General features: G+C 51.5%; 12 protein-coding genes. 8 read left to right on the top strand and 4 right to left on the bottom strand.

The features are described from left to right. The first annotated feature begins 60 nt into the window (after nt 1–60). From ACFE8Q_RS08775 to ACFE8Q_RS08750, 6 genes are all read left to right on the top strand, one after another. Complete coding sequence (locus tag ACFE8Q_RS08775) at nt 61–762, top strand: SAM-dependent methyltransferase (RefSeq protein ID WP_375444992.1); 702 nt, start codon at nt 61–63, stop codon at nt 760–762. A 29-nt stretch (nt 763–791) separates the two neighbouring features. Next, the gene (locus tag ACFE8Q_RS08770; RefSeq protein ID WP_375444991.1) at nt 792–2669 is read left to right on the top strand and encodes a sensor histidine kinase; all 1878 of its coding nucleotides are present in this window, start codon (nt 792–794) and stop codon (nt 2667–2669) included. 43 nt (nt 2670–2712) lie between these two features. Next, nucleotides 2713–3360 (top strand): MBL fold metallo-hydrolase, encoded by a 648-nt coding sequence (locus ACFE8Q_RS08765; RefSeq protein ID WP_375444990.1) that lies wholly within the window; start codon nt 2713–2715, stop codon nt 3358–3360. Nucleotides 3361–3365: 5 nt separating this feature from the next. Then, complete coding sequence (gene pssA / locus ACFE8Q_RS08760; protein WP_375444989.1) at nt 3366–4088, top strand: CDP-diacylglycerol--serine O-phosphatidyltransferase; 723 nt, start codon at nt 3366–3368, stop codon at nt 4086–4088. Between the two features lie 82 nt (nt 4089–4170). Next, complete coding sequence (purS, locus tag ACFE8Q_RS08755) at nt 4171–4440, top strand: phosphoribosylformylglycinamidine synthase subunit PurS (RefSeq protein WP_375444988.1); 270 nt, start codon at nt 4171–4173, stop codon at nt 4438–4440. Between the two features lie 21 nt (nt 4441–4461). Then, nucleotides 4462–5469: a 3-oxoacyl-ACP synthase III family protein gene (locus ACFE8Q_RS08750; RefSeq protein WP_375444987.1), complete on the top strand. Its 1008-nt coding sequence runs from the start codon at nt 4462–4464 to the stop codon at nt 5467–5469. Between the two features lie 119 nt (nt 5470–5588). Here the strand turns inward: ACFE8Q_RS08750 and ACFE8Q_RS08745 are convergent, their stop codons facing one another. Next, nucleotides 5589–5945: a CoA-binding protein gene (locus ACFE8Q_RS08745; RefSeq protein ID WP_375444986.1), complete on the bottom strand. Its 357-nt coding sequence runs from the start codon at nt 5943–5945 to the stop codon at nt 5589–5591. 281 nt (nt 5946–6226) lie between these two features. Here ACFE8Q_RS08745 and ACFE8Q_RS08740 point away from each other — a divergent pair, with 281 nt between their 5' ends. Further along, nucleotides 6227–6850, top strand: a complete 624-nt coding sequence (locus ACFE8Q_RS08740) for an HNH endonuclease (RefSeq protein ID WP_375444985.1) — start codon at nt 6227–6229, stop codon at nt 6848–6850. A 40-nt stretch (nt 6851–6890) separates the two neighbouring features. Here the strand turns inward: ACFE8Q_RS08740 and ACFE8Q_RS08735 are convergent, their stop codons facing one another. Then, the gene (locus ACFE8Q_RS08735) at nt 6891–10580 is read right to left on the bottom strand and encodes an ATP-binding protein (protein ID WP_375444984.1); all 3690 of its coding nucleotides are present in this window, start codon (nt 10578–10580) and stop codon (nt 6891–6893) included. A gap of 120 nt (nt 10581–10700) precedes the next feature. After that, nucleotides 10701–11003: a HesB/IscA family protein gene (locus tag ACFE8Q_RS08730; RefSeq protein ID WP_375444983.1), complete on the bottom strand. Its 303-nt coding sequence runs from the start codon at nt 11001–11003 to the stop codon at nt 10701–10703. Between the two features lie 56 nt (nt 11004–11059). Between ACFE8Q_RS08730 and ACFE8Q_RS08725 the strand changes: the two genes are divergently transcribed. Then, complete coding sequence (locus ACFE8Q_RS08725) at nt 11060–11584, top strand: hypothetical protein (protein WP_375444982.1); 525 nt, start codon at nt 11060–11062, stop codon at nt 11582–11584. 46 nt (nt 11585–11630) lie between these two features. On the opposite strand, the gene ACFE8Q_RS08720 is transcribed toward ACFE8Q_RS08725, so the two are convergent. Beyond that, complete coding sequence (locus tag ACFE8Q_RS08720; protein WP_375444981.1) at nt 11631–12473, bottom strand: hydroxymethylglutaryl-CoA lyase; 843 nt, start codon at nt 12471–12473, stop codon at nt 11631–11633. Nucleotides 12474–12581 lie beyond the last annotated feature (108 nt).

The raw sequence follows: 12581 nt of genomic DNA, 5'->3' as shown, positions 1-12581 counted from the left end.
CGGTTCATGAGGGCGGACGATGTCGGTTACCGGCATTTTTAACAAACTTTGTGAAATCCTATGCCGACTCTTTACCTCATTCCAACGCCGCTGGCTCCCGATACGGCCGCAGCGGTGTTAACCTTGCCCATCACCGAGGCCATAGCTCGCCTCGATTGCTTCTTTGTGGAAGAAGTACGCACGGCCCGTCGGTTCATCAGTGGCCTGCGTACCGGTCGTGTCATCGACGAAACTACGTTTTTCGACCTGCATAAAGATACGCCTGAAGCCGACACCAAACGGCAACTGACCGACCTGCTGGCCCAAAACCGGGATGCGGGCGTGCTGTCGGAGGCGGGTTGCCCTGGTGTGGCCGACCCTGGTGCCGTGGCGGTCAGGCTGGCGCATCAGCTTGGCTTTCGGGTCGAGCCGCTGGTCGGTCCTTCATCCATTCTGCTGGCCTTGATGGCGTCGGGGATGAGTGGCCAATCGTTTGTGTTTCACGGGTATCTGCCCATCGAGAAGGCCGACCGAAGCCGGACGTTGAAGCAACTGGAGACCGATGCCCGAAAGCGACAGCAGACGCAGATTTTCATGGAAACGCCCTACCGGAATAATGCCCTGCTGGCCGACCTGCTGGCCATCGGGCTACCCGATACGCGCCTGTGCATTGCCGCCAACGTGACGGCTACCGATGCACTGATCCAGACGAAAACGATAAAGCAATGGAAAATAAGTCCACCTGATCTGCATAAAAAGCCTACTATCTTTTTGCTATTTTGAGATGAATTATTGTTTTCTGTCGCTCACTCATGCTTTTTCGACTCATTTGGGCAGTAGGCCTTTTAGTGATTACGTTGCCGCTTCAGGCCCAGACAACCCGGCAGGATTCGCTGCGAATTGTGAAAATCACCAAAGATTCGGCCCGAATTATGGAATTTGCCCGGCTTGGCCTGGTCATTATGTACGACCGGTCGGGTAAGTACAAAGAAGCCCTGCCGTATCTGGAACGGGCTGAAGCTGAAGTCCGCGAAACCAGGTCGCCACTCCTGATAAACCATGTGAGGCAAAAACGGGCCGAATTGGAATGGGTAGCCGGTCACTGGCCAAAGGCGCTGACGCTGTTTCTGGAAGCCGAACGTACCTACAGCCAGTTAGTGGCCGGTAAGACGCCCAACGCTGCGTCGTTACGGAATCATGTCTTACTGATGAAGCTTCGGATCGGTCAGGTCCAGACAGACAACATTGATTACGTTCATGCTCATTCGTCGCTGATGGGTGCGCTGCAATATGCCCGTGATCAGCAACTGACCGCCCCCAAAGAGCAGCGCCTAGTTGCCAATATTTACAACAGCTTATCGATTCTGGAGGGTAAGCTCAATCATCAGGAAAAATCGCTGGCCTATGCCGATACGGCGGCCTTACGTTCGCGGGCGGCAGGCGACGAATATGGCTACTTTTCGGCGTTGCTCAACACGGCCATCACCCGCAAGAATCTGAAGCAGTATGCCGCCTCGGTTCGGCAATACGAAGCCTGCGCCCGGTATTTTGCCAGTCAGCGCGACAGTTTTGCGCTGATGTTGGTGTATGATAACATTCCCCGCGCCCTGCTCGGCCTGAACCGGGTCGATGAGGGAATAACCTATGCCCGGAAAGCCCTGGCGATGTCGAATCAAACCTCTGACCGGATGGTACTTCAGGCAGACATCCACGACGCTCTGTCGACACTCTACGAAGCCAAAGGCAACACGCGGCTGGCGCTGGCCGAGTTTAAACTGGCGAAAGCACAGCAGGATACCCTCTTCAAGAAAGACAGGGAGAAACAGATGCAGGAACTGTCGGCGAAATATGAGGATGAAAAGAAAGAAGCGGCCATTCTGGAGTTGAGCCGGGAAAAGGAACAACGTACCCGGCAATTGACTGGTCTGGGCGGTGGGGCCGTGCTGTTATCGTTGCTGCTGGGCTTAAGCCTCCACCAGTCGAAGCGATTGCGGGCGGGGAGTAAACGCATTCAGCGACAGGCGGAACAGTTGCAGTTGCTGATGAAAGAACTGCACCACCGCGCCAAAAACAACCTGGCCATTGTGTCGGGTCTGCTTGAACTACAGGCCAACCGCACCCAGGATGTGCATACCCGGCAGGCGTTTCGCGAGGGGCAGCAGCGCATCCAGGCCATGTCGCTGATTCACCAGCGGCTGTACCAAACCAGTGAATTGACCGCCGTCGACCTTCGCGAATACATCAGTCACCTGGTGCAGTCGCTGATGAATACCTATGGCTACACAACCGATACGATCGAGCTGAGGCTATCGCTCTCCGCCGATGCCGTTGACGCCGATGTAGCCATTCCTTTAGGGTTGATTATCAACGAGGTATTGACCAATTCGTTTAAATATGCGTTTCAGGAAGCGCCAAATCCTACGCTAGGCGTAACGTTGAAAACTACGGCTGACACCCTGTTGCTGGAAATGGCAGACAACGGTCCGGGTATTGATCTGGCGGTGTGGGAGTCGGCCAGAGGGTCATTCGGCAAGCAATTGATTCGGAGCTTAAGCCAGCAACTGGACGCCGATCTGACCGTTGAGAACCGGCAGGGTACGTATGTGGGGCTTCGGGTGCCCATGAGTAACCCCAACCAGGAACTCGCTGCAGAGCGAAACAACAGAGAGGCTACGTTGCTCCGCCGCTAGGTAGTCAAGGTAGTTCGCAATTTCGTACTTTTGTACGCTCATTATGGTAAACTCATTCGTATTCTCGCCTTTCCAGGAAAACACCTACGTCATCGCCGACGACATAACCCGCGAAGCCGTAGTCATTGATCCCGGTTGCTACGAGCAGGCTGAGAAAGAACAGTTAGCTGCTTTTATCGCCAGTCAGAATCTGACAATCCGCTACCTGTTGCTCACCCACGCCCACCTCGACCACGTGTTTGGCGCCGCTTATGTGAAGCGGAAATACGGCGTCGAGATGTACCTCAACGAGAAGGATATCCCCATCCTCAACGACGTACCTACCCGCTGCCAGTTGTTTGGGCTGCGTGGGTACGAACACGCCGACCGTGACCATAACCTGGCCGAAGGAGACATTATTCGGTTCGGGAGCATAGAACTGGCCGTGGTGGAAACGCCGGGCCATGCACCGGGGCATGTGGCTTTTATCAACTATGCCGACAGGTACGTTATCGGCGGCGATGTGCTGTTTCAGAACAGCGTTGGCCGCACCGATCTGCCCTATGGCAACCATGCGATTTTGCTCCAGAGCATTCAGACCAAGTTTTACACCCTACCCGACGACTATATCGTGTATGCCGGTCATATGGAGCCAACCACCATTGGGCGGGAGAAACGCACGAACCCCTACACAAAGGAAATTACAAAGTAGCCGCTATGCTCAAACACGTACCCAACGCCATGACCTGCGGCAACCTGCTGTGCGGATGTATTGGTATTCTAATGGCTACCGAAGGTGATCTGGTAACAGCCGCCTGGTTGATTATTCTGGCGGGAGTACTCGACTTTGGCGATGGCTTTGTGGCTCGTATGGTTGGCGCATCCGGCCCGTTTGGCAAAGAACTTGACTCACTTGCCGATGTGGTGACGTTTGGCGTGTTGCCTTCTTTTATACTTCTTGAACTCCTTCGGGGAAATGCTTCACAAGCTAACGGGTTGCACACCGCATCATACGCGGCATTTGCTATTGCCGTTTTTGGTGCCCTGCGCCTGGCTCGTTTCAACATCGATACCCGCCAGACCGATCAATTTCTGGGGGTTCCTATTCCGGCCAATGCGCTGGTTGTTGCGTCGTTGCCGTTAATGGCCGCTTCGGCGGGAACCGTTGGAAAGCCACTCGCCGATTTTTTCCTGTCTGTCCCCTTTTTGTTCGGCTACATCCTGATTATGTCCTGGCTGATGGTGTCGGAATTGCCGTTAATGGCGTTCAAGTTCAAAAGCTTTAGCTGGCAGGCCAACCAGGTCAAATACAGCTTTCTGATCGCTTCGGTCGTGTTGCTGATTGTGTTGCAGTTCGCTGCCATTCCACTGATAATCCTGTTGTATATTCTTCTTTCCATCTTAACAAACCAGCGAAAGAACGAAAGCATGACCGAGTGAAAACGTTGCCTACTGTCCAGTAAGATCAGTTAGTCGTTCGTTTTAGTCGTTATCTCTTTTATTCTTACACTAATTATTCCCCATGAAGTACCTCGCCGAAATCGACATTATGCCCCAGAAGGAAATTCTGGACCCCCAGGGTAAAGCCGTGAAACTGGGCCTGCACAACCTCAATATGGATACCATCGACAATGTGCGGATTGGCAAGCATATTCGGCTGGAAGTAGAGGCCGAGAGCGAAGCACAGGCCCACGAAACCGTTGATGCCGCCTGCCGCCAGCTACTGGCCAATCTGATCATGGAAGAGTACAGCATTACGCTGAAGACGGCCTGGTCGAACGTTACTGGTTGACCATCAACGTTCATTCCTATTATGACACCAACTTATTCAACAATAACCGGACTGGGTTTCTACGTACCTGACAACATCGTGATGAACGATGATCTGAAACAGTATATGGAAACATCCGACACCTGGATTCAGGAACGAACGGGGATTAAGCAGCGCCGGTATTTTACCTACGGCAAAGATACCAATGCCAGTATGGGGGCTGCTGCCAGCCGGATGGCGCTTGAACGGGCTGGTGTTGCTACCGCCGATGTTGACCTGATTGTGTACGCCACTATTACGCCGGATTACTATTTTCCCGGCTCTGCTTTCTTGATGCAGCGCGAACTGGGCCTGGAAGGAACGGCCGTTATCGACGTACGGCAGCAGTGTTCAGGTTTTGTCTATGCGCTGTCGATCGCTGATCAGTTCATTAAAGGCGGTACTTACAAAACAGTGCTGGTGGTAGGGTCCGAAATTCAGTCGTCGCTCCTCAACAAGTCGACGGAGGGGCGTAATGTGGCCGTTATCTTTGGCGATGGGGCGGGGGCCGCCGTGGTGCAGGCCACGACCGATCCCGCCCATCGGATTCTGAGTACCCACCTTCATGCCGACGGCCGGTATGCCGAAGACCTAATGGTGAAAGACCCCGGTAGCAGCCGTGATGGCCGCTGGCTTACGGAAGAGACACTGGCGGCGGGCGATTACAACGTAGCCATGAATGGCAATGCGGTGTTCAAGCATGCCGTAGTGCGCTTTATGGAGGTTATCAACGAGGCGCTCGACGCCAATGGCTATTCGGCCAGCGACCTGGATCTGCTGGTGCCGCACCAGGCCAATATTCGCATTTCTGAATACGTCCGGCAGCAAATGAACTTGCCCACCGAAAAAGTTTACAGCAACATTGAGCGGTACGGCAATACAACGGCCGCCTCTATTCCGATTGCCATGACAGAAGCCTATGATGAAGGGCTCATCAAACCGGGCGATCTAATCTGCCTCGCCGCATTCGGCAGTGGATTCACCTGGGCCTCTGCCCTGATTCGCTGGTAGCTAAAGCGTAAAAGAGGTAAATAGTGAGCGAGTGAAAGGTTGTTTACGCCGGTTCTTTGCTCGGGCGTAAGCAACCTTTCACTCGCTCACTATTTACCTCTTTTACGCTTTAGCTCTGTCTAGTAATTTCCAATCGACAGCATAACCAGGGTGCACGCTTCGATTGGCTCTATCCCTTCCTGTTTAAGCTGCCGGGATAGGTCCGGGTTTTCAGCGCCGGGATTGAAAATAACCCGCCGCGGCTTCAATTGCTTCAGGTAGTCGACGTACCCAGCCTGATTACGAGCACCCACATACAGTGTTACCGTGTCAATATCGGTAAGTGCAGGCAAACCCGTCTGAATGGGATGGCCCTGAATTTGCCCGGTTCGTAAACCAACCAGCTCAATAGTATGACCGTGTTGCAGCAGACTGCGGGCTGCCCGGTTTGCGTACCGGTCTGTATTTTCTGAGGCACCGATCACTAAGGTCTTCATCTGTATAAACAATTATTGAGGCTCGATATAAGGACAAAATTGCCGGGCTTGTTGTTCATCTCCACGCTTTTTTCTAATTTACCTGTTTAGCTTAAGTTAAACAAAATGCCTCCGATCGGGTGAAGGGTGGGCGTGTGAAAATCTAAGTATTTCCTGTAATTGACTGATTACCACTAAAAAATTATATTGCATTGCCCTGATAAACGAGGCCTGTGTTTGTTTAACTTTAGCTATACAAGAGTTAACAGGGTTAGTCCAACAATCCACAAACAGCGTAAGCCATGACCAATAAAATACCAGCAACGTTCTGGAACGAGCAATGGGTGCCTATTGTGTTCAAGGATATTGATAATCCGCCTGTATATCAGGTTTCTAGCTATGGCCGACTGCGTAGTTTCCAGTCAGATAGCCAGGGAAGCATTATCAGAGGGTCTGTCATTCAGGGCTACCGGTCACTCAATATCCGTAAAAAAGGAAAGATAGTTAACCGGTATATACATAAACTGGTTGCTGAGTATTTTCTGGAAGCCGGCCGTCCTGATCAGACCTACGTTCTGCATCTCGACCACGATAAATTAAATAATCGGGTACAGAATCTGCGCTGGGCAACGCAGGAAGAAATGATCGAGCATAACCGTACCAATCCGAATGTACTGAACCGGCCGCTTCCTAAACGTACCCGTAATTATAAGCTGACGGAGAGTAAGGTGAGGATGATCAAGAAGCTGCTCAGAAATGAGAAAAATCGCCTGAAAACCATTGCCCGTCAGTTTGGCATCACGCATACGCAACTGAACCGGATTCGGTCTGGCGAGAACTGGAAACACGTTGTGTTGGAAGAGGATCAGCGTCACCAGATGCAACCCGCCATGACCTCCTATGCTATGTCATCTAACAATGGGTAGCCCGTAGAGGGCTACCTTTTTTATGGCAGCGTGGAGTGAATTAATTATTACCCGACCGGGCGGGGCCGGTTAGGGGCAAGGCAATGAAGAACGACGTACCTACATCGACCGATGTTTCGAACCAGATGCTTCCCCCGGCATGCTCGATTCCCCGTTTTGAGATAGCCAGGCCAATTCCCGTACCGCCCTGTTTGGTACTGAAATTGGGCAGGAATACTTTTGAGCGGATCGACTCCGCAATGCCAAGTCCATTGTCGTGAATCTCAATGTTGGCGTTACCGTCAGTGGTGAAAAGCCGAATATCAATGATTGGCTTCACTTCAGTAGACACAGACTGAATACCGTTGATAATCAGGTTCGTCATGATGCGCATGAGCAACTGACGGTCGCCCATAATCCAGACGGGGCCAGTTTCGATCTGACGGCGAATGGCTACCCGTTTGTCATCCGCGTACAGATCAGCCGCTTTATGCACCACGGAGGTAAGCTCGACCAGCTCATTCTGCGGCATTGGCATGTTGGCGAAATCAGAGAAAGACGTGGCAATGTCGCTGATGTTATCAATCTGGTCGAGCAACGAATCAAGGGTTCGGCTTACGGCTTTGTCGGTAACAGGGTTGGTGCCGGGCAACGTACGCTGTAATTGCTGCAACGTAAGTTTCATGGGCGTGAGGGGGTTCTTTATTTCGTGCGCAACCTGCTTGGCCATCTCCCGCCAGGCCGATTGTTTTTCGCTCTGCGCCAGCGAGAACTTACTCTCTTCCAGCTTGGTCAGCATCCGGTTATATTCTTTCACTAGTGCGCCAATCTCATCGTCTGAATGCCACTCGATTGTTTGGTTGAGCCGGTCGAGGCTAGTACGCCGAATCTTCTGAGTCATGATCCGAAGTGGCTTTGTAATGCTGCTGGAGGCAAAATAAGACAAGATCAGGAACAGCAGGAATAGCGCCGTGAAGACACTCAGCGCCGATGAAATCACCTCGAGCAACTGTCGGTCAAGTTCGGGGCGGGCATCGAAATAGGGTACGCTCAGGATGCCCATCAACTGCCCATTGAACGATTTGATGCCCGCATAAGCCGTACTGAACTGCTTCGTTCCCAGCGATTCGTTTAAGAGTACCTGGTTTTCTTTGTCTTCGGCAATGTGAATAAAAGCCGTGGGATTGATGTATGGCGACAGATGCCCGCTTTCGTACATCAACTTGCGGGTAGTGCTGTAGAGTCGGCCAGCCGTGTCAAACAGGTTAATGTCAATATCGGCGTCGCGGGCAATCGTTTCCAACTCCTGCTCCATCGCTTCTTTGCTGCGCACCTTCCGTACATGCTCATCGAGATAGGCCTGAAAGTTGGCCGCGATATTTTTCGTATTACTGACGTAGCTCGCTTCCTGGTTGCTGACGTAGTTGCCACTTATAACCCCCAGAATGATGACAACCACAAGCAAAAGGGGCAGAAAGAACGCCAGGTTCAATAAGATTTGAATACGGGTTGAGTAGTTGATGCTGAACCGCGAAAAGCCGTACTGAACCGAATAAAGAATGATGACTATAATGACCGACAGCACCAGAATAAGGTACAGAAAGGAGAAATTAGGGAATACGCTGCCATAGGTATAGGCTGGCGACGATACAACGAGTGTGCGCCCGTTAGTGCCCCGTATGCCTAAATGACTAAACCCTTCTTTGATAATGCCGGTCTCGTAAAGGATAGGGTTTGACAGATCACTGTTCGGCATTTTTCGCTCGTAGTTATACGCCCCGGTAATATGCGTCAACTGCGGAGCGCGTGAGCCAGAAGCCCGTTCATAGACCGCGTGGCTATATTGCTGCATCTTGGGCGACTGTACCAGTCGGTCATTGACCAGCAAGGCAGGATACACCGAACTAGGTGGTTCTTTCCGAAGCTTCAGATCCAGTACCACATAGCCTACAATGGTGCTATCAATATCACGGATATCAATAAAATCGACATATTCTTTGACAAACTTATTACCGACCTCATTGATGAAGAAGAGATTGTTATACTTCGTCTTAAACTTAGCTTGTTGGAAATTAGCTACATAGCCGCTTAGTGATGCCGGATTTTCACTGGCGTCGAGCGGCGTTCCCCCCAAGTCGAAGGAAGATACTTCGGTATCATATTTATCGAAATACTTGTCGAGATGAAGGTGCTTTATCCGTTCCTGAATTCGCTCACGACGAAATGGAAGCGTATTGGTTTGAAAGGCTCGCCGAATATCAGGATCATTATTAATGAACCCCTGGGCTTTATGGAGTAATAGTTCGCCGTACTCGTCGTTTTCGGCCAGCAGCGTTTTTCCCACCTCCTGTTTAGCGAGCAGGTCTTCGCGTATCTGTTGGCGATATACCACACTAGCTGCTGTGAAGGCGCAGACAAAGCTTCCAAGGAAAAAGTACAGCGATGTCTTGTAGCGAAATGTGTAGAGAAATCGGGGAAACCGGCTTAGGTAGAGGGCCAGAAAATAAACGCTATTCAACAGGTATAGCGGCTCAAATCTGGTATTGATGAAAACGGTGACCAGGCCAACACTCAGTAACGTGCCGACCAGGAATAAGATTACTCCGTACAAAAACCGCTGATTGAACCGGATAAAGAGGCTGGCCAAAATATGCTGAACCAGAAAATAGATCATCGACAGCGTGATGAAGAAAAACAGGCTCGCAATCTTCAACAGAGAAAACTCGATGCTTAAAGCCAGATCAAGGGTATACTGCGACTTTTCATACAGCGCATTCAACTGGCTGAAACAGGCAAAATAAACCGAGTGACTTAAAACAACCAGTATGATAGAGAGCACCGCCCAGGACCAGGCAGGCAGGTGAATGAGGCGGTTATAGGTCCGGGAACGGTAAAAATTGTTGACGATATAGAAGGCGACAATCAACAGGGCTATGCCATTGAGCATCAGGTCGCCGAGTGAGGGTGCTACTTCCGATGAGGCGTAATACTTGGCGCTGAAAAGGTCATTCTCAATGAATAGGTAAGGCACCCCTACGTAAAGCATTACGCCTCTAAGCAACAATAGGTAACCTGATAGCCACAGAAAGCCCACTTCGTACTGACGTACCCGAGCCGCCCACCTTAATCGACGAATCACATAAAGACCCAGAAACAGGACGGCAAGCGTGGCCAGAATTACCGTGTTAACTGGCGTTGACCGGTTCCGAAATGGATCTACTCTAGGCGGCGTGACCGAAAACAGGAAGACGGGTGTCGAATCGTATACGTTCTGGTACGCGGCTCCTTTTTTTGTGGTTAATGATAGCGGATCGAGTGAAAAAAGGCTGGGGTTGTAGCCCGATTGCAAAAACGGGTTCGTCGTGGTGTATTGCCGGTACACCATAATCAGCGAGAACACATCGAGGGTGTCGCGTTTTCGATACGTGCGCTCATGACTAACGATAAACCGACCCTGGTCAAAATCAACTAGCCTGGGATAACGAACAGCGGCAATTCGCGCATAATCAGGAATAAACCGGTTGTCGGCCCAGTACAGCAGGCGTTTATTCCTGAAGATAAAATAAGGATATTTCGTAGGCTGGCTTAGCGAATTAAAGGTATAATTTGGCGCATTTGCCACTCGTTCTTTAAGCTGGTTCAGCTCGTTGGCACTCTGTTTTGTTTCGCTTTTGATACGCTCCTGAATGGAGGTAACATATTGCTCGTCAGTAGCTCCAGGTGCATTGCTTTCCAGAAAAGTATAACACAAAACCGACGCGCAACAGGCGACGATCGCTAACAACAAAAAGATATGACGTTCTATAAAAACCACAGGCGCGTACGAAATCAAATAGGTACTTATCGGGCATTGTGACCTAAAATCGTGCCATTATTTAAGGTCACTGCCACGATCCACAACAAACCCGTTCCCCGCCTCTGTTTGTTCGAACCCAATGGTGGCGTCCAGAACGTACAGTAAATGACGTTTGTCGATGATTACACGGACTCCGTCAATGGCGTAAATCTCGTCGGTCGGGCCAGGCAAATCAAAGCCTAACAGCCACGATGCACCACAACCACCTCCCTTTACCCCGACTCGTAGACCATACTCAGCCGGAATTTTTTGCGTTGTAAGCGTGTCAATAATCCGGGCACGTGCTTCGGGAAGAATCTGAACAGGGGCAACTACCATAAATGGGTCGGCGAGCGGTGGCTCTGCCAGTTAATTAACGACTAAACTACGAAAAAATGACCGTCCTGAGCGATCTAATCAAACTTCTTGTCCCGGCAGCGCTGGTGTTATACGGTATGTATCTAACCGTTAAATTGCTGCTGGAGCGTGAGGCCGCCCGTCATCAGAATGAAGTGAAACAGCGATACAGCGAAAATGTAATTCCCATTCGCCTACAAGCCTACGAGCGAATGGTACTTTTCCTGGAACGCATCAGCCCGAATAACATGCTCCTGCGCCTCGGTGGTTCAGCCGACTCGGCCCTCGAACTGCAACAACTCCTCCTGCGCGATATTCGGGATGAATACAACCACAACCTCTCGCAGCAGGTATACATGAGCCAGACCGTCTGGGATCAGGTGCAAAACGCGATGAATGATGTGACAACGCTGATCAACCAGGCCAGCGGCGACATTCACCCCGACGCGCCCGCCATCGACCTGTCGAAGCGAATTTTTGAACGGATCATCCAGCGTGACCGCCAGCCAACAGCCGACGCGCTTCGGGCGGTGAAAGAAGAGATTCAGACTATGTTCATGTAAGCCGACATAATGCCTTGCTTCTTCCTGAATCAGGTAGGAAACGAGCCTACATGATGTCGCGGGATAGTTGGATCGCCCTCGAAAACGCCGCCATATCAAGTCCCGTTTCGATGCCCAACGTACCCAGTGTGGCCACAATCTCTTCCGTTGGCAGGTTTCCCGTCAGCGTATCAGCGGCCATCGGGCAGCCTCCCAGTCCGCCTATCGCGCCATCAAGTCGCTTCACTCCAGCCCGCACGGCTGCACGCACTTTAGCGGGTGCTTCGCCGGGAAGGGCGTGCAAATGAGCGCCGAATGAATACAACGGAAACGCATCAGCAAGCGAGTCGAACAGGAGCGTAATGGTCTCCGGGGTAGCCGTACCAACCGTGTCAGACGGAACGATGTGGCGGATGCCCAGATCGGCAAGTCGGCTGGTGAAGTCGATCACCAACTCGGGGCTATACAAATCACCGTAGGGATTGCCAAAGCCCATTGACAGGTAAACGACCAATTCTTTATCGGCCTGCTGGCAAAGAGCGTGTATCGCCGCCACATCGACAAGAGCTTCCTGAATCGATTTGTTGGTATTACGCTGCTGAAAGGTTTCGGACACCGACAGCGGGAAACCAACGTACCTGATGGCCTCGTAGCCTACGGCCTGCTCGGCCCCGCGCTGATTGGCAACGATCGCCAGCAGTTTCGTTTGGGTAGTGCTCAGGTCGAGCCCGGCCAGCACGTCGGCGGTGTCCTGCATTTGAGGAACCGCTTTAGGCGACACAAACGACCCAAAATCAAGCGTATCGAAGCCCACCTGCAGCAGGGCATTCAAATAGCGAATCTTGTCTGCCGTCGGAATAAAGTGCGTCAGTCCCTGCATCGCATCGCGCGGGCATTCGGTAAGGAGCATAGTAGGAAATGAGTGAAGGAGAGAATGCGTGAAAGAGTGAAAGGTTGCTTACGCCCGATCAAAAACCGGCGTAAGCAACCTTTCACTCTTTCACGCATTCTCTCTTTC

Origin of the sequence: uncultured Fibrella sp. (assembly GCF_964250085.1) — a bacterium.
In the GTDB taxonomy this organism is placed as follows: domain Bacteria; phylum Bacteroidota; class Bacteroidia; order Cytophagales; family Spirosomataceae; genus Fibrella.
The sequence above is the reverse complement of the archived record's forward strand: the minus strand, read 5'-3'. Positions and strand labels throughout refer to the sequence as shown.